Origin of the sequence: Flavobacterium tructae, from assembly GCF_002217475.1 — a bacterium.
Taxonomy (GTDB): Bacteria; Bacteroidota; Bacteroidia; order Flavobacteriales; family Flavobacteriaceae; genus Flavobacterium; species Flavobacterium tructae.
The window spans coordinates 475,348-501,093 of sequence record NZ_MUHH01000017.1 but is presented as its reverse complement, the minus strand read 5'-3'; the positions used below and the strand labels follow the sequence as shown (position 1 = coordinate 501,093).

Below are 25,746 nucleotides of genomic sequence, written 5' to 3'. Positions count from 1 at the left end.
CATTTTACCTTCCTTAGTACAAAATAACTGATAAAAAATGAGTAAACTCCCATCGTTACAGAATGTCCTGAACGCAACACTGAAAACCGTTATTCGGTTTCCTTTAGAAATACTAACCGCCATTCTAGGAACTGTCTTTGCTATAATTCTTAGCGAAGGAAATTACAACAGTCCCAACAAAGAATTCTATGAAAAAGCTTTAATGAGTTGCTCTTTGAGTCTCGTTTTATTTCTCTCTGTCAGTTTGTTTTTTTTGGCTTCGAAAAAAAGTAATCTCCTGCGTTTTGCCATTAGTATTGGCTTAGGAAGTCTTGTTTTTCTCTTTGTCAATACTTTTCACAAGTACACTACAGATGTCGAAATACAGCAATTTATAGTTCTGAATATTGTATTTCATTTATTGGTTTCATTTGCCGGTTTCCTGCCAAGAGCTTACAATCAGGATGAGTTTTGGGAATTCAACAAACAGCTTTTCCTGAGAATTTTAACGTCAGGTTTGTACAGTATTGTGCTTTATTCCGGTCTGGCATTGGCTATTTTAGCGATTGACAAGCTTTTTAATATTGACTTTTACGATCGCATTTACATGCATGTCTTTTTTGTGATTGCCGGGATTTTTAATACCACTTTCTTTTTAAGCGGCGTTCCGGATACTAACAATAGTCAGACGCCTCTGGTTCTGAATTACCCGAAAGGACTTAAAAACTTCACTCAATTTGTGTTACTGCCCTTAATCAGTCTTTATCTGGTGATTTTAATCTGTTATGAAGCAAAAATTCTGCTGACACTTTCACTGCCCGTTGGCTGGGTTTCCTATCTCGTTTTAGTGTTCGCTATTTTCGGAATCCTGTCTTTTTTATTGGTTCACCCTATTGCTTCCGAAACGGGAAATCTTTGGATGCGAACTTTTAATCGATGGTTTTATTTTTTATTAATTCCGTTATTAGTATTGCTTTTTTGGGCCATTTTGTACCGAATCAATCTGTATGGTTTTACACATGAACGCTATTATGTACTGTTAATGTCGGTATGGTTATCCCTTGTTGTGGGGTATTTTCTCATTCAAAAGCACCCTAAAATAAAGTTCATTCCGATAAGTTTATGTCTCGCAGGCTTGTTTTCTATAGCAGGACCGCAAAGTGCTAATTCGATTTCAAAATACAGTCAGCTGGCCCGTTTTGAAAGTTATGTGCAAAATAAAACCGCTAAAAAACTGAGTTTCGAACAACAACAGGATTTAAGCAGTATTGTTTCATTTTTAGAGCGCAATTATGGGGTTGAAATTATGGTTCCGTATGCCAAAACCAAGCTGGAAGCACTGCTTAAAAAAGAGAAAGATCCAAGCGATTATGAAATCATGGAAGCTTTAGGCTATGAATACCAGTCAGCATACGCCCGGGAAGAAAAAGTCAATGATTCGTTTTACTTTTATTACCAACAAAACGAGGTACTGAACATTCACGGATATGACTTTTCGGTTGACCTTTCCAGTGACAATCCTTATGAATGTCATGATTGTGTAAAAATTGAGAATAAAAGCTATTCTCTTACCTCTACGGTAGAAGATTACGGATTAAATTTAGAGATTAACAAGGAAAGCATTCCATTAAAAATTACTGATTTTATTAATGCAAGTCCTGATTTCAGACGAGATCACGATTATGATAAAAAAGTAACTCAGGAGGTGCAAACTTCAAAATATAAAATTCTGATTACGTACCTCAGCGCCAATGGCAAAATTAAAGACAATAAAAAAACCGTAAATCGTTATATGATAAACGTACTTGTACAAATTAAAAAATAAAAAAATACCCCCGACAGTTCCTGAAAACTGTCGGGGGTATTACTTTACGAAACACTTCTATTTTAATATGTTCCGTTTTGCATTTTTGTTAATGTCTCTCTGATTTCAGCTGCTGTCTGCTCTTCAACCTCACTGCTCAGATATTTAGCTGCCAAAATTTGCGTCTCGATTGCTTTGTTTTTTTGTCCGTCTTTATAATACAACTGCGCCAGGGTATCCAAATAATAAGGATTGTTCTTTGTAACGGCAAGGCTATACTCAGACCATCCAATTGCTGATTTTAAAAAATCGGTATTTCCAGGTTTTGATACTACTGTCCATGCTGCTGAATTACACAGGTTAGAATGGTATTCTTTAAACCAGTTCCAACCATTGAAACCATATTCAGAATCAGTCCCCAATGAACCAAACATCTGATCCAATCTTTCGATTACATTTCCTTTATCTCCCAGATTTGTATTAAAATAAGCATTGAATTCCTTCAAATAAGCTCCATTAGAGCCATCGTTTTCAGCTGTTTCTGCTAAATAAGCTAAATAATTCTGATAGGTCTCAAAGTTTCCTTTTCCGGCCGCAATTAGTTTTTTGTAGATCGAGATTGTTTTGTCTTGGTTACCTGCAGCGGAAGTTTCATTTGCCACGATATTCTTGTTTTGCTGTAAAGCGCTCGAAATTTCCTGGTTTAGACTTCCTATACTGTGTTTCTCTCCTTCTTTATCATTGTATACTAAACGCTCCGCATCAATAGCATCATAATGTTTGATTAAATAATCGATCGAAAGAAAATCAGTATCGTTTAAAACTTTATCTACTTTTGAAATTTGTCTCGAGAATCCCTGATTTTTGATTTCTTTCAAAATTGTCTCTACCAAATACAGATTAGGTTTTGTATCTTTTTGATGCAGTTCCATTAATTTTTTCCACGCTTGTGTTGCCTCTTTTATGTCCAGCTTGGTACTGGCATACTTAAAATCTCCCTCATTAGGCTCATTGGTTTGAGCATACGTTACATCATAACTCCCAAAATCATAAGACACTACTGATTTTCGGAATGCGGAAATTAATTCTCCGTCTGTTACTTTTTTATTTTTTAACGCTTTACCAAGTGAAGAGAAAGTATCCACGCTTCTTAATTCTCTCGCAAAATCCGAATAAACATCAAAAAGTGCTTCTTTTTCCGACAATGTAGATTTTGCACTTGCTAAAACGTCCCCATTCTCATTTAAGACAATCAAACTTTTATCATCTGTAATTTTAATTGACTTCAGCCATTTTTTATCATTGGCATTGGCCAGATAAAAATTAAAAGAATCATTTTCTGCGTCATAAGCAGTAGCCATATGAACGCCCAAAAGGGATTCCTGTTTTTGAATAAAAGTATCAAAATCCTTTTTTGCAGAAGGGTTTTTAGTGTCAACTGCCACAACCAGGAATTTAGTTTTATCGGCTGCAGTTGCTGCAAGTGCACTTTTAAGATTGTCCTGAATTTTGAATTTAAAATCGTAAATTTCAGGAACATATGCAGAATCAACAACTGCAGTAGCGGCAGAATCAACTGTCATTTCAAAATCTGCGTCCACCACAGGATCTTTCCCCGGATAAGTCCAGTTAGGAATGTTCAGACTCTCCATAGGGGTAACTTTTACTTCTTTGGCTTCCGGCTTCTGTTCTTTTTCATTTACAAAAGTCAGCGGGTTCTTCCCTCCCTTATCTGAAATTCGGAGTTGATTGGTCTTTTTGTCCCAGAGACCGGAAATTTTTAAATCACCCTCAGTAAGCGAATTGTATTTAATAGTTACTTCAGCAACATCCTTTGGCAATGCATACTTATAAAGTTTGGTTTCGGTATCATAACCTTCTAAAGCTAAATATAAAAAATCACATTTATCAATATCAAATGCTGTATCAAGATCTTTCCACTCCGGATCTGTTTCAATCTTGATATCGGAAAGCTTTTTATACTGAATTGCTTCACTTCCTTTTTGTGTTCCTACATAAAAGGGATAAAAAGAAGGATCTACAAACTTTATTTTAATTTTTTTTGCCTTTTTATCCGTTATAAAGGAAAGATCAAAACCTTCTTCAACACTCTTATTTTGAGAAAATAGTAATGAATCCCCCTTTACATTGTAATCACCGAAATACAATATAAATTCGTACTTACCATTCTCTAATAAATTTAATTTGACTTTTTGCCCTCGGTTCGTCGAAAAATAAGTTCCTTTTTCAACAGTTTTTGTTTGAGAAAAAGAAGAAAAAACGAAACAAAAAAACATTAAGAAACTACATGTAAAATTGCGCATGTCTAAAATTTTGGTTGTTAATATCACGCGCAAAGATACCGTATTGTATTTAAAATCGAGTACTAAAAATATAACATTTGTACTTAAAATACTATAAATTATATTTCATTGAAAAGATAATGTAACGAGGCTGTACCGTGTATTGTGAAACCCTTGTGGAAAACTGTGAGAAGCTGTCATCATTGAGGTACTTTGTATTTAAGAGGTTCGTCGCTGCGATTTTATACTCCCATTTGCTGTCCTTTTTTTGATAAATTAAACTGGCACTTAAAAAATCATATTCGTTGTCCACTGTTTTGTCAGCGTTGTAATAATGATAAAATTCATATTCCGAAACAAACGAGAAACTTTTCAGAAAGTAATAATCCAATCGGGCAAAAGGCTTATCGGTATAAAACGTTGAACCGCTGTATTTATTAATTAATGCATTGTATCCAAATTCTATATTGGGAAAGTTTTTATAATTTGTTGAAGCTCTAACAGTATAACTTTGACTAAAACTCTCCGTTGTTGCCAGAATATTGTTCTGAATATTATTGAATTTTGACCAATTGAAAGTTGCATTGGCAGAAGCTTTATAATTTTTCAGGAAAGAACGTCCGTAATTCCCCATTCCGGTAAAAGTTTCATCGGCCAGGTTCGAGTTATAAGGTGATGAAGACTGGTTTATCCCTTCAAAATTTGCTTTCGTTTTAATGGCATCTACTTTTTTAGTGTAGGTTGCATTGGCAAAAATATTCTCAAAATTGAACATATTGTATTTGAAATAACGCAAAGAGTGTACCTGCGATGTTGCATTCTCCAAATAACGGTTTCCTCTGAACAAACTGCTGTAATCGGACAAAACGTAGCCCGAAGCCAACTGATTGATATCGGTGAAATCGTTAGATAAAGAGAAATTATAGGTAAGCGTTTCTGATTTTTTGATTTGATACAAGGCAAAAAAATCAGGCAGTACTTTCATAAAGTTTTGCGAATAGTCGGTTCCTGATTGTGTATTTTTCATGTTGTAAGTATGCACACTGACGCCAGGGGTCAATGTAAATTTACCTGCCAGTATTTTATAGTGAAATCCCAGAAATGCATCATTAAAATTGTACTGTACCTGATTGTTATTCGTGGGATCATTCAGATCATTTTTAGTTCCATTGTCCAAAATCTGAAAAATATGAGAATTAAAATCCTGATACGAAAATGTATTTCCCAGCGTAATATTGATGTTGCTTTTTGGCGTCACCATATAATAGTAATCCAATTTAGCATCGACTTTATTGGTTTTTACGAACCGCTCCTGGTTCAGGTCATTTCTGTTTTGTCCGGAAGTATAACCGGCCAGATCAAAGGGCTGTGTGCGTAAATTGGCATTGTAAAACGGATTTTCATCCTGATACAAATGCTGCATTTCGAAAGCAAAGATGTTTTTGTCGCTCTGGGTGTAATACAAACTCAAATCCTGATTTACCGAAGTTGGATCCTGTCTTTTATTGGTTAAAATGGTTTCCAAAGCCGAAATGTTACTCACAACCGATTCGCGCAACAAATTACCATCTTCATTTTGTTTGGATAATTTGGTTAAGATATCGTAATCAAACTGAAATTTTTCGTTGGGTTTATAACTCGAACTGAGCTTAAAAAGTCCCAAATTATTTTTTTGATGCGTTAATTCGTCCCTTTTTTGTTCGTTTCCGGAATCTAAAATAGTTGTTTTCGATTTGGTTTCGAGATCAGTTTTCGAAGTAGATAATATCCCAAAACCGCTTATGTTCCACTTTTTTGTAATGGTATAAGCAAAGTTTGTTGCCCCAAATTTCGTTTCAATTTCTTTAGCGCGATTGTTTCTCAAAATCGAAATTCCCAAATCATTAGACGAAACATTAAAGTTGCTTCCTCCTTTTTTCATCATGTTTTTAAATCCTCCTGTGAACTTAAAATAATCCTGTGCCGTAAGTGGCAACTCCCCAATATTATTAAAATTGGTAATCAGATTAATACTGTATTCCGGACTGTAGTAAAACAATTTCGGGTTGATGATATAACGGCTGTCAAGTTCTGCAACGCCAATTCCGGCGGTCACATCGCCAAACCAAAAGTTCTTTTTACCTTCCTTAAGTTTGATATTCATCGCCACATTGTCCTGATCGTTTTCCAAACCTTTTAGTGCTTTGACTTCATTGTAATTTCTCAGAACCTGAATTTTATCAATGGCATCCGCCGGAATATTTTTAACCCCAAGTTTCGTGTCCCCATCAAAAAAGTCTTTTCCTTCGACCATTAATTTACTGACTTTTTTGCCTTCAACTTCAATCTCTCCATCGGCATTTACCTCAACACCCGGCAGTTTTTTCAATACATCTTCCAGCTTTTTTTCGGTTCCGGATTTAAAAGAATCCGCATTGTAAACGATAGTATCTCCTTTAATCGACACCGGCATTTCACGAACAATCTCAACACCTTCTAATTCAATTCCGGCATCGTCCATAACAATATTCTGTGCGATGTTAGTCGTTTGAGTTGAAATCGTAATTTCTTTTGATTTCATCCCGAGGTAACTTATTTTGATGGAATAGGAAGTGTTAGGCTTCAATGTCAGCTGAAACTTCCCTTTGTCATTGGTAATTCCGTACGAATCCATAGCTTTTGTAGCTGTGTTAACCGCCATCACATTGGCCATTTCCAATGGATTCTTTTTTTCGTCCTGAATAAAACCATCAAAACGTACGGTTTGGGCAACACAAAGAGACGTCATTAATAAAATAACGAAGACAAGTATATTTTTCATTGGAAAAAAACTAAAGGTGATGTGCTAAAGATTAACGTCTTATCAATACAGGGCCGCCGCCAGGACCGCCTTCGCGACCACGGTTCATTTCTCTCAATTCTTCCATTTTCTTAATGACCGTTTCGTCATAGTCCTTCTGCGAAATCACTTTCCCTTTTTTTGAAGGTTTGATTTCAATTTTATCTTTTGCATTCAATACTATTTTAGAACATAGAATAGTGGTTCTTCCATCATTTACTTCAAGTATTAAACCCGGTAATCCCCAATAATTCTCAGGTCCCTGATTTACCGGAATCTCCGGCGAATACCAGGCAGTTATAATAATCTCTTTGGGCATTTCGAAATTATCTGCAAAATTGGTCTTCGTTTCTCCGGAAGCCTTCCCGCTATCATCTTTTTTCTCCTCTTTGTTTTTAGGTCTGAGATTCCTAAAATCTGTTTTGCTGGCTTCTTTTACTGCCGTGGCTTTGTAGCAGGTGTATCCTCCAATTTGTTTCGTTTCAGATTCCATTTTCCAGTTTAGCTTCGGCAGGGAATCTATTACCAGAAATTCTTTACCCATAAATTCCTTATCTACCGTGTAGGTTTTGGCTTTGACATCTTTGTAAAAAGTTCCGCCACCGCCCATAAACGAATTTACCATCACACGCATCCCCCCTCCTTGTTGCCCTGGAGTTTCCAATTTTTCTTCTTCCTTATAAATAGAAGCCGATTTGTCAAAATTCAGAACAAATGTTTTCTCGAGCATTTTCTTCATTCGCTCTTCCATGTTCTTTTGCATCTCGGGTGTAATTTCACGATTCGCACGTATTTCTCCCATTTTTGGAGCCTGTGTTTTCGATTCGTAAACGGCCATTCCCTGAAAATCTTTCTGAGCCTGCATCTGTGTGATTACAAGCATCAACGACATATAATAGAGTGCTTTTTTCATTGTGTTAGCTTTTAAAGTGAATTTGGTCTAATAAACTTATACTCAAATGTATTGTTTATTTTAAAATACAGAAAATTAAATAGATCAACTCCCTTAAGATATAGACAAAATCAATTATTTATCAGACCATTACAATTTCAAAAGTGGTAAAATCTAAATATCAGCGTTTTGCGCCATTTCTACTGTAGTTTTTTGTAATTTGGCTCTTAGAAACGTAAACATTATGAACAGAGCGACACATCCTTTTCTTTTATCCTTGCTTTTTGTGATCTGTTCTTTCCCGACTGTGTTTTCGCAAAACCTAAAAATAAAAGCGGTCCAAGTCTCTCAGTTTGCTAATAAAGTCGACCAATTTTTAGGCTATGATTCGTTTGGATATTACTATCAAATTAAAAATAATGTCTTCTCCAAAATCAAAGAAAAAGAGATTTTCGAATATAAAAATGTTTCTCTCGGAACGATCACGAAAGTCGATTTACAGAATCCGCTTAAAATAGTTTTGTTTTACGAAGACTTCAATACGGTGGTTTTACTCGACAATCAGCTGAATAAAATTACTGAAATTAATTTTTCGTTTAACAACACTCCAATTATCGTTTCGGCAATTGGAATGTCAGCGCAAAATCAATTGTGGATTTACAATTCTTTAAATCAACAAATTGGTCTTTTTGATTATCTGAATAATGAATATAAAACGGTTTCTACACCATTAACAGAACCTATAAAATATTACCTGACCGATTTCAATACTTTTTATTGGATTGACAAAAAAAACAATTGGTTCTCGTGTACCATTTTCGGAAAAATAACGGCTTTGGGCAAAATCCCCGATTATGACGCTGTCGAAATTATGAACCATCATCAATATCTTTTCAGCAAGGCTAATTTGTTGTATTTTAAAGACATTACAAGTCCGGACTCCAATGCATTTTCTGAAATTGAGATTTTAGAAAAATCCTTCGACAAATTCTATTACAAAGACCAAATTTTATCTATTTTTACAGCTAAAGAAATCACAAATTATAAAATCGTAACACCGTAATGCACATAGCGATAGCAGGAAATATAGGAGCCGGAAAAACTACTTTAACTAAATTGTTGGCGAAACATTTTAAATGGGAGCCTCATTACGAAGATGTAGTTGACAATCCGTATTTAGATGATTTTTACCATCAAATGGAGCGTTGGTCGTTCAATCTTCAGATTTACTTTCTAAACAGTCGTTTCCGTCAGATATTACAAATTCGCGAAAGCGGAAAGAAAATTATTCAGGACAGAACCATTTATGAAGATGCCCATATATTTGCTCCCAACCTGTATTCTATGGGATTGATGACAAGTCGTGACTTCGAAAATTACACTTCTCTTTTTGAATTAATGGAGTCATTAGTAAAAGCTCCTGATTTGTTAATTTACCTGAGAAGCTCTATCCCAAATCTGGTAGGACAGATTCACAAACGCGGACGTGATTACGAAAATTCTATTTCAATTGACTATTTAAGCCGTCTGAACGAAAGATACGAAGCATGGATTCAAACCTATACTAAAGGGAAATTATTGATTATTGATGTTGACAATATTAATTTCGTAGATAATCCGGAAGATCTGGGAAACATCATTAACAGAATTGATGCTGAGCTAAACGGACTGTTTTAGAAATACGAATTTCACAAATTTACACCAATGAAAATGCCTCTAAATATTTAGAGGCATTTTTTGTTATTTAAAGTTTTAACACTTTCTGATTTGTAAATAATAACCTACTTTTGTTTCATTTATTGAAAACATTTCCCGAATTGGGAAAAAACACTTATCTTTGCCTGATCAATTATGAGAATAATAGCCAAAAGAACCTTGCAAAATTTTTGGGAATGTTTCCCAAATGCAAAACAACAGTTGTTATCATGGTATCAAATCTTTGATAAAAATAATTTTGATAATTCGAATGCTATAAAATCAATCTTCGGTTCTGCAGATTTTGTTGGCCATAATAAAGTCGTTTTTAATATTTGTGGAAATCATTATCGCTTAATTGTAAAAATTAATTATGAGACTCAAATTGTCTACATTCTATTTGTAGGTACCCACACTGATTATGACAAACTTGACGATATTAAAAACTTATAAGTAATATGGAAATACGACCTATTAAAACGGAACACGATTATGATCTTGCTTTAGAACGTGTAAATGCTATTTTTGATGCGAAACCCAATACGGATGAAGGTGATGAATTAGATATCTTGGTTACACTCATAGAAAAATACGAACAAATAAATTATCCTATTCCGGAACCTGACCCAATTGAAGCCATTAAATTTATGATGGAACAAAATGGAATTACTGACGCCGATTTAGGAGTTATTTTAAACAGTCGCTCAAGAGTATCCGAAATTTTTAAACGAAAAAGAGCCTTAACCTTAAACCAAATCAGGATTTTGACAGAAGCGCTTCATATTCCAGCTTCAACCTTAATTAAAGAATATGCTTTAAATCCATAAAAAATGCCTCTAAATATTTAGAGGCATTTTTCGTTATTTTCCTAACAGGTTTTGAAAACCTGCCGACAAATTACTAAACTATTTCACAGCTTCAATTTTGGCTTTTACTTCGGCTTCTGTTCCTTCAAAAACTTCTGTAGTGGTTTTACCATTTTCGGTTTTGGTTACAGTTCCCACTGTGACCCCATTAACTGTAGACAGGTTTACTTCTACTCTTTTTTTACTGTATTTTGTAGTATCAAAACAATCTGTTTTTTGATGAACGTATTTTCCGTTAGCATCATAATGCGCCAGACATTTTGCTGTTTCTTCGGCAGAACATCCTTTTTCTTTGCACATTTTGACACATTCTTCTTTAGTCATTTTCGAAAAATCTCCACATTTAGAATCTCCTCCAAGGTGGATTTCCATTTTTTTACAGCAAGAACCTTTTTCCATCATTCCTGAAGACGAATGTCCTTCTCCTAAAATAGGTGCAATTACCAAACCGATCAAACAAGTCAGTTTAATCAGGATATTCATAGAAGGGCCTGAAGTATCTTTAAACGGATCTCCAACGGTATCTCCGGTTACTGCTGCTTTGTGCGCATCCGATCCTTTGTACGTCATTTCGCCATTGATTAAAACTCCGGCTTCAAATGATTTTTTCGCATTATCCCAGGCACCACCGGCATTATTTTGAAAAACTGCCCAAAGTACGCCGGAAACCGTTACTCCCGCCATATATCCTCCTAACATCTCAGCAATTAACTGATTGTTGTCTGCATAAACCAGTTTCCCTAATAATACAATTGCAATTGGGAAACCAATCGTTAAAATCCCAGGAAGCATCATTTCGCGCAAAGCAGCTTTCGTTGAAATTTCAACACATTTACCATATTCAGGTTTTCCGGTTCCTTCCATAATTCCCGGAATCTCTTTAAACTGTCGACGTACTTCATAAACCATATCCATAGCCGCTTTTCCAACAGAATTCATCGCTAAAGCTGAGAAAACAACGGGAATCATTCCCCCCACAAACAACATGGCTAAAACCGGTGCTTTGAAAATATTGATTCCGTCAATTCCGGTAAAAGTCACATAAGCTGCAAATAATGCCAAAGACGTTAAAGCTGCTGAGGCAATAGCAAAACCTTTTCCGGTTGCAGCGGTAGTATTTCCTACTGAATCTAAAATATCGGTTCTGGTTCGTACTTCTTTAGGTAATTCACTCATTTCGGCTATTCCTCCTGCGTTGTCAGAGATTGGACCAAAAGCATCAATCGCCAATTGCATCGCTGTTGTAGCCATCATTGCAGAAGCCGCTAAAGCAACTCCGTAAAATCCTGCCAAAGCATAAGAAATCCAAATGGCTACTGCAAACAATAAAACGGTTGGAAAAGTCGAAATCATTCCGGTTGCCAAACCTGCAATTACATTTGTTCCGGCGCCTGTTGATGATTTTTGTACAATGGCTAAAACCGGTTTTGTACCTAATCCTGTGTAATATTCCGTAACGGATGAAATTGCTCCACCCACTACTAAACCTACCAAAGTGGCATAGAAAACTCGCATAGAAGAAATCTGCTGCGATCCTTCTCCGAAGAATTCCATTGTCATTACTTCCGGTAACATGTGCTGTACTAAAAAGAAACAGGCAATTGCTGTAAGAACAATAGAAACCCAGTTTCCTATATTTAATGCTTTTTGCACCTGTGCTTCTTTGGCATTATCATCTGTTATTTTTACCAGTGTAGTTCCGATAATCGAGAATAAAATCCCAAAACCGGCAATTGCCATTGGAAGCAAAATTGGTCCGATTCCGCCAAAAGCATCCACGATATTGCCTCCCATATCTTTAATCACATAGTTTCCTAAAACCATTGCGGCTAGAACTGTCGCTACATACGAACCAAATAAATCGGCTCCCATACCGGCAACGTCCCCAACGTTATCCCCAACGTTATCGGCAATTGTAGCCGGATTACGAGGGTCATCTTCCGGAATTCCGGCTTCTACTTTACCTACTAAATCAGCACCAACATCGGCAGCTTTTGTGTAAATTCCACCACCTACTCTGGCAAATAAAGCAATAGATTCGGCACCAAGTGAAAAACCTGCCAGTGTTTCCAGAACAACCGTCATCGTTTCGGTATCTTTCCATACGCCTCCTGATAAAATATTAAAGAAGATAATAAAGAACCCTGTAAGTCCTAACACTGCTAAACCTGCAACGCCAAGTCCCATTACGGTTCCTCCGCCAAACGAAACTTTCAAAGCCTGCGGTAAACTCGTACGGGCAGCCTGTGTGGTTCTAACATTCGTTTTTGTCGCTATTTTCATCCCGATATTACCGGCATAAGCTGAAAATAAGGCTCCAAATATAAAGGCAACTACTATTAATAAATGCGTTTTAACTCCCGGAATAAAAGTAATTCCGGCCAATGCAATACTGGCAATAATTACAAAAATGGTCAATAATTTATATTCTGCTTTTAAAAAGGCGAGGGCTCCCTCGTAAATGTGTTCTGAAATCTCTTTCATCTTTCCGTCGCCCGCATCTTGTTTTAAAACCCAAGCCCTTTTTATTCCCATGAAAAGTAATCCTAAAATTGCCATAACGATTGGCAAATAAATCATAAATGCATTCATAATCTAGTAATGGTTTTTTGGTTAATAGTTAAAAGTCAATAAACTAACTCAAACGAATTTAAACAAAAAAGCAATACTCCTGACGGTAGTATTGCTTTTTTTATAATTGGGCGGCTTATAAATTATTTAATGCTAAATAATCCTTCCGGTTTGTTTTCAATATCATCAAAACGTTTTGTACACTCTGCAATAATAGCATAAGCTTCGTTTACGTCTCCCCATCCTTCTACGTCTACTTTTTTGTTTTCAAGATCTTTGTATACCTGGAAGAAGTGCTCGATTTCTTTTACTAAGTGTCCGTTGATATCAGAAAGATCATTTAATGAATTCCAGATTGGGTCAGAAACTGGTACACAAATAATTTTTTCGTCTGGTCCTTTATCATCTGCCATGTGGAAAACACCAATTGGTTTTACTTCCATAACACATCCAGGGAAAGTTGGTTCGTTTACTAAAACCAATACATCAAGAGGGTCACCATCAAGAGCTAAAGTTTCCGGAATAAATCCGTAATCAGCCGGGTACATCATTGAAGAGAATAACATTCTGTCGAAACGCATTCTTTTAATTTCAAAATCGTACTCGTATTTATTTCTGCTTCCTCTTGGTATTTCGATCAACACATCGAAAGTTGTTAGTTTGTCTGCGGTCATTTTTGTTTTTTATTGTTTCTATAATTTCGACTGCAAAAGTAACTAAAGAATCCCTTTTTACAATAAAAAACTGCATTTATCTATGTACTTTTCTTTTAAAAAACAGGGAGTTAATACGTAATCTTTCTATTTCTTTTGTTTAGATAATAATGCCAAAGTAAATAGGTGGCATAAGACCTATACGGACTCCATTGTTCTGCATGAATTTCCATTTCCTTTTTGTCGTGAATATCCAATAATTCTTTAATGGTGTTGACAACTGCAATATCTCCCAACGGAATCAAATCAGGTTCCTGAAGACAGAACATGAGATAGATATCAATCGTCCAGTTTCCAATTCCTTTCAGCTTAATGAGCTCTTCCCGAACTTCTTTTGCCGATTTTGTAGCCAGACTTTCGATGTCCAGTTCTTTACTCAAAACAGCTTCTGCCAATATCTTAATGTATTTCGTCTTTTGACGGCTCACTCCTAAATTTCGAAACTCTTCATCCGATAACTCCACCATATTTTCAGGACTGCAGGTCGTATAGGCTTTTATCTTTAAAAACGTTGCTTTCGCCGAATCTATCGAAACTTGTTGCTCTAAAATAAGCAATACCAAAGTCGCAAAACCTTGCGGGCGTTTTGGAATCGGCGGCAATCCGTATTTATCTATAATATCCAGAAAAACAGGGTTTCTGGCAGATAGGAAATCAATGGCATCCTGCATAACTTTGTTTTAAGAATACTCAAAATTAAACAAAATTACTGCAATAATTATCCTGAAATGTATTGCCCATAAGGAAGTTTATTCACCGCATAAATAATAAAAGAAGAAAGGAACAAACACAATAGCGTTGTAATCGGAATAGCCAAAACCGGATTTATAAAATCATAATCGATTCCTGAAGACACCAGAAACCGTAAAACCAGAATATGAACCAGATAAATACCGTAGCTGTATTTATTGATGAAATTAATAACCCGAATGAGGGTTGGATTTGAAATTTTTGAATTTTTGAAGAAAATAAACAATCCAATAGAGACCAGCATCACATTAAAAGTCAGGTAACCATAAAAATATTCATTAAAACGATCTTCTGATATCGATAAAAAATAAGTTCCGAAAATGGTAATAATAGCTCCAAAAGAAAGCAAGAGTACAGAAATTCGTTTCAATCTTCGGGCATCATATTGAAATGACTTGACCGACAAATAATAACCCAAAACCAGATATCCTAAAAAGCCTGTAAAATAAGTCAGATCAACATTGATTCTGAACTTAGAAAAAATGGGCTGATTGATCATTAGAGCAAAAATCCAAATGGCCAGAAAATACAATATCTCCTTTTCATTGGCATTCTGAATCCACTTGCTGAGAATCGGGATAAAAAGATAAATCCCAATTACCATATAAATGTACCATAAATGAAAGGAACTCCCTCCGATAATAAGTGTAAAGGCACGCTTAAAAATATCGACAAATGCTTTTTCAGATTCTAACAAAAATTCGCTTCTAACGGTTAGCAGAACATAAAAAAGACTCCAGAATAAGAAAGGTAAAATAATTCTCGAGAACTTTTTTCTCAAAAAATCATTCAGTTCGTATTTTTTGTTCAGCATTAATGCTCCGGTAAGCATCAAAAAAACTGGCACACAAAAACGGACAAGACCGTCATAAACATTACCTGTCCACCAGGTAAAATTGGATATATGACCGTACTGATACAGAATATCACAGGCTACATGCACTACGATCACACTGATGGTGGCTAAAACTCTGAGATTATTTGTCCAATTTAGATTCTTACTTTCTATAGTTATACTCATAGAAACTAAATTAAGAAAAAATCTGACAATTTATCTAAAAATAAAAACCAAATGAACCTTTTATCGCAAATTTGCTTGCATCCGGCATATTGAGATAATTCCCTCTCCATGAGAAGTCAAGACGGAATACTTTGAAAATATTTCCAATTCCGGCATTGTATTCCCAATACACATTTTCGGGTGCATTATAAGGTAAGCCCGAAGCATTAATGGCACGATTAGCATCCGAAATGGTTCCGTGTACTGCTCTGATTCCTACAAATTCTCTCCAGTTTAATTTTCTCATGAAAGGAATTCTTGCAAACAGCCTTCCTCCAAAGTCATGATTCCATTGTAAAGTGGTATACTGATCGGTCACAAACTCATAGAAATTTAAATTACTGAAGGTATTCTCGATAGTAAAATAAGTCTGGTTTCCTGGTATTACACTCATTAATCCCAGTGGAATTGTACCAAAGGTTTTTCCGGTTTCAATGATAATATTAGATCTTCCTAACGGGCCGATAATAATAGGTTGTTTATAAAACAATTGGACTTTTTGATAAGCAAAATCACTGTTTAAAACCCCTTTTAAACCATAGCTAAAGTTTACAAAGAAATGACTGAACGGACTGTCAACAATATTTCGCTCTACTCCAAAACCAATAGTCTTACGATTCGGCATAAACTCAAACTGAATGTTCGCTTCGGATTGTGTTACTTTATTGGCTATTACACCAGCCGGATTCGCAGCACTTGGTAAAGTAGTATAATAGTCTAAACTAAAAGTAGGGGAAGCCGATTCTAAAGTTCTATAGGAAACTCCGGCCTGAACAACAAAATTCTTAAGAGGCTCCATTTCAAGGGAAACATTGCTCAGATTTATGTTCGTCAATTTTCCATTACTTCCTGTGGTAAATAAGGCCGAAGAAGCAAAACTTCGCCCTAAAATATCGTTCGTAGTCGTTAAGCTCGCACCAATTTGTTCGATATCGCGCCTGTTTCCTCCAGAGATAATGACACGGTTTTTCTTGTCCACCATCCATTTTCCGGAAACTCCGTATTTGAATTTATTATCGTCAAAACCATATGCTGTATAAGCTTGTATACGCCAAGGGTCGTTCGGGCCAAAATAAGTCCTTCCTCCTGCACGCAATCGCAATCCTTCAACTTCATTATAACCGAATGTGGAAAAGATAGGTCCAAAATCGAAATTCTTAAACTCGACATAACCACTTCCCAGAATAGAAACTAAACTATAGAGTTGCTTGAATCTTTTGACAGTTTGCAGCGTGTCGAGCATTTTATAAATACCCGCTTCATCCTTATTGAGTTTTTCAAAACGGTTTTCATTCCAAAACTCATCCGATTTCGTATAGACGGAATTGTCAATAAAATTAACTTCCTGCTTATAAAAACTTTCCGGTTTCTGAAGATTGAATTTATGATCTTTATACAATGTGGTTCGCTTTCCGTAAACCCCTTTTGATTTTTCCTTTTTGTTCAAAGCAAAATCAGACATCATATAATCACGGGTCAGAAGAAATACAGAATCATTCTCAACCTCAAATTCCTGTTCGATATAAATGTCTTTTACCCAGTTAATATTGGCACTTTTGGTAACGGCCATATTAATTTTTTTAATCGCAAAAGTGGTATCGTTTACCCAAAAATCCCCTTTAAAAGTCAGTTCATTTTTACGTCTTGGATAAAAAACAATATTATAACACCATTTTTTGTCAACATAAGCACTGTCTTTTAAAACATAATTGTAGACATCAATTCCGGTTCTGGAAAGCGGACTTGTAAAGCTCTTATCGAAAAATTTAAGGTGATTGTCGTAAATATTATAATCAGAGTACAGGTCTTTTACAAAAGACAAAATCTGCTGATTACCATTGAACCCTGACGTTTTATTTCCGGTCAGATTCTCCTTTGTTTTCTTTAATTTATTATCTCCGTATACATCATAAAGCGATTCACTAATAAAAATTGGCAGATATGTTTTTCCGGTAACTTCGGATGTATCAACATGCTGGAACACAAACTCCATTCCTTTGAAGAGTTTATTCTTCATAAAAGCACTATCAATCGTGTTCATGTCAAACTCGACTTTTTCATACTTCTGCATTTGATACTGACTGAATTGGTACAGTCCGTTCTTACGTTTACGTTCCCAGATTTTTCTCAGAATATCCAGTGCAGGATTGTTTTTCTTAGAGGTTTTTCCGGTAAAGATAACCACTTCATTCAGTGCTTCAGCTTCACTTAAAACTATTTTAAAATCATAGTTTACCGCTTTTTCCAACGTAACTTCCCGATCAGAAAATCCCGCTGAGCTCACTACTAAAGTGGTATACGTATTAGGCGATTCGAGATAAAAACGTCCGTCTTCATTCGAAACAATTCCCGTATTCGACCCTTTAAAAACAACATTTGCAAACGGAATCGGCTGATTCGATTTGTCTAAAACAATTCCACTCACTTTAGTTTGTGCAGCAACGCCACCCACTAGTGCGAGTACAAAAAATAAGCTGAGTAAAATTATTCTTTTCATAATCCTGCAAAAAAAAACTTCATCAATTAACATGACTGATGAAGTTTTATAAGTATCGTTTAATTTACTATTTGTACATTACTTTCTTTACTGCTTTTACTACATCACCAGCGTTTGGCAACCAATCTTTTAGTAAAACAGGAGAATATGGTGCAGGTGCATCGGCAGTCGTAATACGCTGAATTGGCGCATCAAGAAAATCGAATGCTTGTTCCTGAACGATATAAGTAATCTCAGATGAAATACTTGCAAATGGCCAAGCTTCTTCTAAAACTACTAAACGGTTTGTTTTTCTTACAGAAGCAAGAATAGTTTCTTTATCCATTGGACGAACTGTTCTTAAATCGATAATCTCACAAGAGATTCCTTCTTTAGCCAATTCATCAGCAGCGATAAAAGCTTCTTTGATAATTTTACCAAAAGAAACAATTGTAACATCTTTTCCTTCACGTTTAACATCGGCAACTCCTAATGGAATTGTATATTCTCCGTCCGGCACCTCACCTTTGTCACCATACATTTGCTCAGATTCCATAAAAATCACCGGATCATTATCACGAATAGCAGATTTCAAAAGTCCTTTTGCATCGTAAGGAGTTGAAGGTACAACCACTTTAAGTCCCGGAGTATTAGCAAACCAGTTTTCTAAAGCCTGAGAGTGAGTTGCTCCTAATTGACCTGCAGAAGCAGTTGGTCCACGAAAAACGATAGGCACATTAAATTGTCCACCTGTCATTTGACGCATTTTAGCAGCATTATTTATAATTTGATCAATACCTACTAAACAAAAGTTGAAAGTCATATACTCAACAATAGGACGACAACCATTCATTGCTGACCCTACTGCAATTCCTGTAAAACCAAGCTCAGCAATTGGAGTATCGATTACTCTTTTTTCACCAAACTCAGCAAGCATTCCTTTTGAAGCTTTGTAAGCTCCGTTGTATTCTGCAACTTCTTCGCCCATTAAATATATGGATTCATCGTGACGCATTTCTTCGCTCATCGCTTCACAAATGGCCTCTCTAAATTGTATTGTTCTCATATTTATATTGTATGTTGAATTTTCTGAAGAGCAAAAATAAATATTTTAAATCACTTAAAAGCATAAATTGAATTTAAAATCACACGAACTTCCGACTCTCCTGCGCTTTTAACTTTTTAAAATTTGTTGTGATAATTACGAAATCGATATAATTAACGCTTTATCACTTAAAAACTTTTTTTCAGCCCAACTTCCTGCTTTAAAATCAGGCTTCACTTCAGTAAAATTCTTACTAACTAACGTGACAATCGAAATTATAGTATAAATCGACAACAAATTTAACAGTTCGAGCAACCCCTGTTTTGCAAAATCCTTAAGGATCAGGAAACATCAATGCATTATCAATATTCAATAACGATGAACGGCTTTCCTTATTCCGTAATCTGCGAAAACGTAATAGTTTTTAAAAAATATTATGCGTGCATAGTATATTATTTCAATTTTAATTTCTAAATTTGTGGAAGCGTTTTATAATTTATCAAAATATATACTTATGAAAATATTAGTTTGCATCAGCCATGTGCCTGATACTACTTCAAAAATTAACTTCTCCAATGGTGACTCAGAATTCGATACCAATGGTGTTCAATATGTAATTAATCCTAATGACGAGTTTGGTCTTACACGTGCAATCTGGTTTCAGGAGCAACAAGGTGCAACAGTAACTGTTGTAAATGTTGGAGGACCTGATACTGAGCCTACTTTACGTAAAGCTTTGGCAATTGGTGCAAACGAAGCAATTCGTGTAAATGCTAACCCAACTGATGGTTTTTTTGTTGCAAAACAATTGGCTGAAGTAATTAAAAATGGTGGTTATGATTTGGTAATTGCCGGAAAAGAATCTTTAGATTATAATGGTGGAATGGTTCCTGGAATGATTGCAGGAATTTTAGGTTCTAACTTTTTAAATTCTTGTACTTCGATCACTGTTGAAGGCAGTAATGTAAAAGCAGTTCGTGAAATCGATGGTGGAAAAGAAACTGTAAGCACTACTTTACCTTTAATCATTGGTGGTCAAAAAGGTCTTGTTGAAGAAAAAGACTTACGTATTCCAAACATGAGAGGAATCATGACAGCAAGAACAAAAGCTTTAACTATTCTGGAACCAGTTGATGCTCCGGTAAACACAAAAGCGGTAAAATTTGAAAAACCAGCTCCTAAATCAGCAGTAAAACTAGTTTCTCCTGATAATTTAGATGAATTAATCAATTTATTACACAACGAGGCTAAAGTAATCTAGTAATCAGTATTCAGTTGCAGTTTTCAGTTTACATCAACTTGAAACCTGAAACTTTAAACTTCTAAACAAAAAATTATGTCAATATTAATATATGCAGAATCTGCAGAAGGAAAATTTAAAAAAGTTGCTTTCGAACTAGCTTCTTACGCTAAAAAAGTAGCCGAAACTTTAGGAACAACTGTTACCGCTTTAACCGTAAACATCAGTGATGTTAGCGAATTATCAAAATACGGAGTTGATAAAGTATTAAAAGTAAACAACGATAAATTAGCCGGTTTTACTGCTAAGGCTTACGCCGATGTGATCAAACAGGCTGCCGAAAAAGAAGCTACAAAAGTAGTTTTACTTTCTTCTACAACAGACAGTATCTACCTTTCTTCATTAGTAGCTGTAGCTTTAAACGCTGGTTTCGCTTCAAATGTAGTTGGATTACCGGTTAGCACTTCTCCTTTTCAGGTAAAAAGAAATGCTTTCTCTAACAAAGCTTTCAATATTACTGAAATCACTACAGATGTAAAAGTTCTTGGTCTTGCTAAAAACTCTTACGGAATTTTCGAAAGTGCTGGATCTGCAACTGAAGAAGATTTCAACCCAACAATTGGAGACAACGATTTTGGAGTAAAAGTAGAATCTGTAGAAAAAGTAACCGGAAAAGTTTCTATCGCTGATGCTGATATCGTAGTTTCTGGAGGACGCGGATTAAAAGGCCCGGAAAACTGGGGATTAGTTGAAGATCTTGCTGCTGTATTAGGCGCAGCAACAGCTTGTTCTAAACCAGTTTCAGACTTAGGATGGAGACCTCACAGCGAGCACGTTGGACAAACCGGAAAACCGGTTGCCACTAATTTATACATTGCAATAGGAATTTCAGGTGCTATCCAGCACATTGCAGGTATCAACTCATCAAAAGTAAAAGTTGTAATCAACAACGACCCTGAGGCTCCTTTCTTTAAAGTAGCTGATTACGGAGTAGTTGGAGATGCTTTTGAAATTGTTCCGCAATTAATCGAGAAATTAAAAGCTTTTAAAGCACAGCATTCTTAATTTAAAAATTCTCTTTAAAAATATAGCTACCTAAAAACAAGATAATCGTATCTTTGTTTTAGGTAGCTTTTTTGTTCCATATTTTTTGATTAAAATTGCACCTTTATTTTTCAATCAAAAAAAGTATCAAAATGAGGCAATAATTGCCCTTTTTTATCCATATATATGAGTCTAGTAAAATTATCCATAAAAGGAATTTCATACAGTCAAACTCAAAATGGCGCTTATGCCTTAATTTTGAATGAAGTTGATGGCGAAAGAAAATTGCCTATCGTTATTGGTGCTTTTGAAGCACAATCGATTGCTATTGCTCTGGAAAAAGAAATTAAACCTCCGCGTCCGTTAACGCACGATTTGTTCAGAAACTTTGCTGAAAGATTTGATATAGTCGTAAAACAAGTAATTATTCACAAACTTGTGGATGGTGTTTTTTATTCCAGTTTAATCTGCGAAAGAGACAAAATTGAAGAAATTATAGACGCCAGAACTTCTGATGCCATTGCATTGGCTTTGCGATTTAATGCTCCGATTTTTACTTACAAAAACATTCTCGACAAAGCGGGAATTTATTTAAAATCGAATACCGCAGAAACCGATCAGGGATCTCAGGAAATCGATGACGTACTTTCGAATCCGGAAACTTTTGGACGCGAAGAGGAAAGCAATCAATCCGGAGATATTTATTCCAAACATAGCTTACAGGAACTAAACGAACTTTTAGACCAGGCTGTTTCTCAGGAAGATTACGAAAAAGCAGCTAAAATTCGAGACGAAATTTCGAGAAGATGATTTTAAGGCTATAAGCCGTAAGCTTTAGGCTATAAGCTTAAAGCGCAAAACATAAAAAACAAGCTATAAGTATTTAGGATAAAGCCTAAAGCTTAAAGCCTAAAGCTTAAAGCACCATGAAGCAATACTTAGATTTGGTACGACACGTTTTAGACAACGGCTGCCAAAAAGGAGACAGAACAGGAACGGGAACCAAAAGTGTTTTTGGCTACCAAATGCGATTTGATTTAAGTGAAGGTTTCCCAATGGTTACCACCAAAAAACTACACCTAAAATCAATTATATATGAATTGCTTTGGTTCTTAAAAGGAGACACCAACGTAAAATACCTTCAGGAAAACGGTGTGAAAATTTGGGATGCCTGGGCAGACTCTAATGGCGATTTAGGCCCTGTTTACGGACATCAATGGCGTAATTGGAACAGCGAAGAAATTGATCAAATCTCTGAATTAATTACCGAGCTAAAAACAAATCCAAACAGTCGAAGAATGCTGGTTTCAGCATGGAATCCTTCGGTCTTGCCGGATACTAAAAAATCATTTGAAGAGAATGTAGCCAACAACAAAGCAGCTTTACCTCCTTGCCATGCTTTCTTTCAATTTTATGTCACAAGTCCTGACACCGAAAAAGGAGAAACAAAAGGAAAACTATCCTGCCAACTGTACCAGCGAAGTGCCGATATATTTTTGGGAGTTCCTTTTAACATCGCTTCTTACGCTTTATTAACCCTGATGATTGCACAGGTTTGCGACTTGGAACCGGGAGAATTCATTCACACATTTGGAGACGCACACATTTACAACAATCATTTTGAGCAATTAGAACTACAACTTACACGTGAACCAAAACCATTACCTAAGATGGTTTTAAATCCGGAGATTAAAAACATTTTCGACTTTGATTACAATGACTTCACGCTTTTAGATTATGAACCGCATGCCGGTATAAAAGGAAGTGTTGCTGTATAAAACATAAAAAATCCGCTTAAAATTTTAAGCGGATTTTTTTATACTACCAGCACGCTGTTTTCGCTTCCGGCATAATCATTCCACTTATACGAATCCGCCTCAGGATCGTTTTCATACACTCCGTCGACTACGTATTTAAATTCGTAAATCGCGTCTTTCACCAAATCATAAGTAGCTTTAAAAGTTCCATTTTTCAATTTACTTAAAATTCCTTCCTCGGGATTCCAATTGTTAAAATCCCCAACAACTGCCGCCGAATTTGCATCTTTTGCATCTATCGTAAAGGTAACTTTACACACCGGCCTTGTTTTTACAAACTGTTTCTTCAAAGACATAACTATTTAATTTTTAGATTCATAGACTAAATTACATAAATTCATCTGAACTCCCTGTACCCCTACAATCGTTTTGTGATTATATCAAAAACACTTAGTATTTTTTTTACTTTCCATAAATAAAACCATGTAAAATTTTGAATTTCAAAGCATTAAATCACTTTAAGAGAAATATTCCCCGATCTAAATGGGTCATTACAAAATAAATTCTAACTTTATGACCTCATTTATATCTTATGGAAAAGGAAGTACACGAACAATACGAGTATGCCAGAAGAAGAATCAGACAAAAGAAGGTCCTTTATTTTCATTTTGTACTTTTTATTCTAGGAAGTTTATTTTTATTTATCGCCAATCGATTCTTTGGTCTCGGAGCCACCAGCGGACAAGATTGGTGTATTTGGGCCATAACAATCTGGCTTTTTATCTTTATTCTGCATTTTATAAAAGTATACATCACAGATCGGTTCATGAACAAAAAATGGGAAAGAGAACAAATTGATCGGCTTGTTGCTTTGCAACAAAAGAGAATTAGTCAGTTAGAATCGAAAGTAAGTGAAGATTCTGAAAATAAAATTTAGTTTAGAATGCCATGATTATAATGATAGCGGCTGTTGCCGAAAATAACGCACTGGGAAAGAACAATGATTTAGTTTGGCATTTACCAAATGATTTTAAAAGATTTAAATCACTTACTACCAACCATCATATTATTATGGGAAGAAAAACCTTTGAGAGCTTCCCTAAACCTTTACCTAACAGAGTACACGTTGTAATAACACGTCAGAATGATTATCAACCGGAAGGCTGTATTGTTGTTGATTCTATCGAAAAAGCGATAGCAGTATGTCCTGAAAACGAAGACTCCTATATTATTGGAGGTGGCGAAATCTACAATCTTGGTTTGCCCTATACCGATATTATTGAAGTTACCAAAGTACATCATACTTTTGAAGCAGATACTTTCTTTCCTGTAATCAATGAAACGGAATGGCAGCTTGTAGAATCAGAAGAAAACTTTAAAGACGAAAAACATCTTTACGATTATACTTATGAAACTTATATCAGAAAATAAAAAAACATCCTCTTTTGGAGGATGTTTTTCAAAAATGACTGATCTTCTAAATGGACTCACTCAGGAAATAGTTCTGATAAAATAACAAATATTAAGAATAACATTTGAAATAATTAAATAACACTGTTTGTTGAGATATAATCTCAAGGGACGCCTTTAACAACAAATACCACTAAGATATTAAAGGCAAATTTCCAAAAACAAATTTAATCCTAAGAACGTATTTCACACTTTTCAAAAATAGAGTATTGTCCCCAACACAATACTTCTTTAACTTCTTTCCTGACAAACTTAAGCACAAGTGCAAAAACAATACTCCGTTACTTTAAGCCATTTATAACGACCAATCTTTTAAACTTCATCATTATTACTATGACAAAAGTGCACATAAATCCTGCACTCCACAATACCCACTTTTAGTGATTTTTTTAAAGTAACCATTTTTGGTGATGCTCAAAAATTTGACATTCAACATCAATTAAACCCTTACTTTTAAAACATTTAAAGCACAAAATAAAAAACCCAATACAGTTAAGACAGATTGTATTATATTTGCGTAAATTAAAATAATGTCTGAAAAAATAACTCCATATAAAGACTCTTCTTTAGGTAAAAAAGAGCAAGTTGCCCAAATGTTTGACAACATCTCCGGTAACTATGATAATTTAAATCGTGTGATCTCATTTGGAATTGACACCAAGTGGCGAAAAAAAGTACTCAAAATTGTTTCGGATACAAAACCAAAAATCATTCTTGATATTGCAACCGGAACCGGTGATCTTGCCATATTAATGTCGCAGACCAATGCTGAAAAAATTATCGGCTTAGATATTTCGGCCGGTATGCTTGAAGTGGGAAAGAAAAAAGTTCAGGCAAAAGGATTATCCAATACTATAGATTTAGTTTTGGGAGATTCTGAGAAAATTCCTTTTGAGGACAATTATTTTGATGCTATAACGGTTGGATTTGGCGTTCGAAATTTCGAAAACCTGGAAAAAGGATTTGCGGAAATTCTAAGGGTTTTAAAACCAAATGGAGTTTTTGTAATTCTGGAAACCTCTGTTCCGGATAAAACACCATACAAACAAGGCTATAAATTTTACAGCAAAAACATCCTTCCCATTATTGGAAAACTCTTTTCTAAAGACAATTCAGCCTATGGTTATTTATCTGAATCTGCTGCCGTTTTTCCTTACGGAGAAGCTCTAAACAATATTTTAAGAAAAATTGGGTTTATAGATGTTGTAGCAATGCCTCAAACTTTTGGTGTTGCAACCATTTATTCTGCCTCTAAAAAATAGT

At 35.3% G+C, this 25,746-nt stretch carries 22 protein-coding genes; 12 read left to right on the top strand and 10 right to left on the bottom strand.

Features of this window, described 5'->3' with window-relative positions; genetic code table 11:
- Positions 1 to 37: 37 nt before the first annotated feature.
- Positions 38 to 1,804: a DUF4153 domain-containing protein gene (locus B0A80_RS07155; RefSeq protein WP_089076847.1), complete on the top strand. Its 1,767-nt coding sequence runs from the start codon at positions 38 to 40 to the stop codon at positions 1,802 to 1,804.
- A 62-nt stretch (positions 1,805 to 1,866) separates the two neighbouring features.
- On the opposite strand, the gene B0A80_RS07150 is transcribed toward B0A80_RS07155, so the two are convergent.
- The 3 genes from B0A80_RS07150 to B0A80_RS07140 all read right to left on the bottom strand — a co-directional run bounded on the left by B0A80_RS07150 (position 1,867) and on the right by B0A80_RS07140 (position 7,817).
- Entirely contained in the window at positions 1,867 to 4,107 is a 2,241-nt protein-coding gene (locus B0A80_RS07150; RefSeq protein ID WP_233430721.1) for a CDC27 family protein, read from the bottom strand.
- Positions 4,108 to 4,198: 91 nt separating this feature from the next.
- Positions 4,199 to 6,886, bottom strand: coding sequence for a carboxypeptidase-like regulatory domain-containing protein (locus B0A80_RS07145; RefSeq protein ID WP_089076845.1), 2,688 nt, complete (start codon positions 6,884 to 6,886; stop codon positions 4,199 to 4,201).
- A gap of 31 nt (positions 6,887 to 6,917) precedes the next feature.
- A complete protein-coding gene (locus tag B0A80_RS07140) occupies positions 6,918 to 7,817 on the bottom strand; it encodes a GLPGLI family protein (RefSeq protein ID WP_089076844.1) in 900 nt (299 codons plus the stop codon).
- A gap of 223 nt (positions 7,818 to 8,040) precedes the next feature.
- On the opposite strand from B0A80_RS07140, the gene B0A80_RS07135 reads away from it, so the two are divergent.
- The 4 genes from B0A80_RS07135 (at position 8,041) to B0A80_RS07120 (ending at position 10,318) form a co-directional block, all read left to right on the top strand.
- On the top strand, positions 8,041 to 8,859 hold the full coding sequence (locus B0A80_RS07135; RefSeq protein WP_089076843.1) for a hypothetical protein: 819 nt from the start codon (positions 8,041 to 8,043) through the stop codon (positions 8,857 to 8,859).
- Positions 8,859 to 9,473, top strand: coding sequence for a deoxynucleoside kinase (locus tag B0A80_RS07130; protein ID WP_017498354.1), 615 nt, complete (start codon positions 8,859 to 8,861; stop codon positions 9,471 to 9,473). The genes B0A80_RS07135 and B0A80_RS07130 overlap by 1 nt, the downstream gene beginning before the upstream one ends.
- Positions 9,474 to 9,647: 174 nt before the next feature.
- A complete protein-coding gene (locus B0A80_RS07125) occupies positions 9,648 to 9,944 on the top strand; it encodes a type II toxin-antitoxin system HigB family toxin (protein ID WP_089076842.1) in 297 nt (98 codons plus the stop codon).
- 5 nt (positions 9,945 to 9,949) lie between these two features.
- Positions 9,950 to 10,318 carry a helix-turn-helix domain-containing protein gene (locus B0A80_RS07120; RefSeq protein ID WP_089076841.1) on the top strand — a complete coding sequence of 123 codons (369 nt, stop codon included), beginning with the start codon at positions 9,950 to 9,952 and terminating at the stop codon, positions 10,316 to 10,318.
- Between the two features lie 78 nt (positions 10,319 to 10,396).
- On the opposite strand, the gene B0A80_RS07115 is transcribed toward B0A80_RS07120, so the two are convergent.
- The 6 genes from B0A80_RS07115 to B0A80_RS07090 all read right to left on the bottom strand — a co-directional run bounded on the left by B0A80_RS07115 (position 10,397) and on the right by B0A80_RS07090 (position 18,993).
- Positions 10,397 to 12,949 carry a sodium-translocating pyrophosphatase gene (locus B0A80_RS07115; protein ID WP_089076840.1) on the bottom strand — a complete coding sequence of 851 codons (2,553 nt, stop codon included), beginning with the start codon at positions 12,947 to 12,949 and terminating at the stop codon, positions 10,397 to 10,399.
- 122 nt (positions 12,950 to 13,071) lie between these two features.
- Positions 13,072 to 13,602, bottom strand: a complete 531-nt coding sequence (locus B0A80_RS07110) for an inorganic diphosphatase (RefSeq protein WP_017498356.1) — start codon at positions 13,600 to 13,602, stop codon at positions 13,072 to 13,074.
- A 110-nt stretch (positions 13,603 to 13,712) separates the two neighbouring features.
- Complete coding sequence (locus B0A80_RS07105; RefSeq protein ID WP_070905899.1) at positions 13,713 to 14,312, bottom strand: DNA-3-methyladenine glycosylase family protein; 600 nt, start codon at positions 14,310 to 14,312, stop codon at positions 13,713 to 13,715.
- A gap of 47 nt (positions 14,313 to 14,359) precedes the next feature.
- Positions 14,360 to 15,412: an acyltransferase gene (locus tag B0A80_RS07100; protein ID WP_070905900.1), complete on the bottom strand. Its 1,053-nt coding sequence runs from the start codon at positions 15,410 to 15,412 to the stop codon at positions 14,360 to 14,362.
- A 34-nt stretch (positions 15,413 to 15,446) separates the two neighbouring features.
- Entirely contained in the window at positions 15,447 to 17,948 is a 2,502-nt protein-coding gene (locus B0A80_RS07095) for a DUF5686 and carboxypeptidase-like regulatory domain-containing protein (protein ID WP_089076839.1), read from the bottom strand.
- 67 nt (positions 17,949 to 18,015) lie between these two features.
- The gene (locus B0A80_RS07090) at positions 18,016 to 18,993 is read right to left on the bottom strand and encodes a pyruvate dehydrogenase complex E1 component subunit beta (RefSeq protein ID WP_017498360.1); all 978 of its coding nucleotides are present in this window, start codon (positions 18,991 to 18,993) and stop codon (positions 18,016 to 18,018) included.
- Between the two features lie 493 nt (positions 18,994 to 19,486).
- Between B0A80_RS07090 and B0A80_RS07085 the strand changes: the two genes are divergently transcribed.
- The 4 genes from B0A80_RS07085 to B0A80_RS07070 all read left to right on the top strand — a co-directional run bounded on the left by B0A80_RS07085 (position 19,487) and on the right by B0A80_RS07070 (position 23,034).
- Entirely contained in the window at positions 19,487 to 20,233 is a 747-nt protein-coding gene (locus B0A80_RS07085) for an electron transfer flavoprotein subunit beta/FixA family protein (protein ID WP_017498361.1), read from the top strand.
- Between the two features lie 75 nt (positions 20,234 to 20,308).
- Positions 20,309 to 21,277, top strand: a complete 969-nt coding sequence (locus B0A80_RS07080) for an electron transfer flavoprotein subunit alpha/FixB family protein (protein ID WP_070905902.1) — start codon at positions 20,309 to 20,311, stop codon at positions 21,275 to 21,277.
- Between the two features lie 165 nt (positions 21,278 to 21,442).
- Positions 21,443 to 22,066, top strand: a complete 624-nt coding sequence (locus tag B0A80_RS07075) for a bifunctional nuclease family protein (RefSeq protein WP_070905903.1) — start codon at positions 21,443 to 21,445, stop codon at positions 22,064 to 22,066.
- Positions 22,067 to 22,182: 116 nt separating this feature from the next.
- Complete coding sequence (locus B0A80_RS07070) at positions 22,183 to 23,034, top strand: thymidylate synthase (protein ID WP_017498364.1); 852 nt, start codon at positions 22,183 to 22,185, stop codon at positions 23,032 to 23,034.
- Positions 23,035 to 23,072: 38 nt separating this feature from the next.
- Here the strand turns inward: B0A80_RS07070 and B0A80_RS07065 are convergent, their stop codons facing one another.
- The gene (locus B0A80_RS07065) at positions 23,073 to 23,369 is read right to left on the bottom strand and encodes an isoamylase early set domain-containing protein (protein WP_017498365.1); all 297 of its coding nucleotides are present in this window, start codon (positions 23,367 to 23,369) and stop codon (positions 23,073 to 23,075) included.
- Between the two features lie 236 nt (positions 23,370 to 23,605).
- Here B0A80_RS07065 and B0A80_RS07060 point away from each other — a divergent pair, with 236 nt between their 5' ends.
- From B0A80_RS07060 to ubiE, 3 genes are all read left to right on the top strand, one after another.
- On the top strand, positions 23,606 to 23,950 hold the full coding sequence (locus tag B0A80_RS07060; RefSeq protein ID WP_017498366.1) for a 2TM domain-containing protein: 345 nt from the start codon (positions 23,606 to 23,608) through the stop codon (positions 23,948 to 23,950).
- Positions 23,951 to 23,961: 11 nt separating this feature from the next.
- Positions 23,962 to 24,444 (top strand): dihydrofolate reductase, encoded by a 483-nt coding sequence (locus tag B0A80_RS07055; protein ID WP_026110180.1) that lies wholly within the window; start codon positions 23,962 to 23,964, stop codon positions 24,442 to 24,444.
- 569 nt (positions 24,445 to 25,013) lie between these two features.
- Entirely contained in the window at positions 25,014 to 25,745 is a 732-nt protein-coding gene (gene ubiE, locus B0A80_RS07050) for a bifunctional demethylmenaquinone methyltransferase/2-methoxy-6-polyprenyl-1,4-benzoquinol methylase UbiE (protein ID WP_017498368.1), read from the top strand.
- Position 25,746 lies beyond the last annotated feature (1 nt).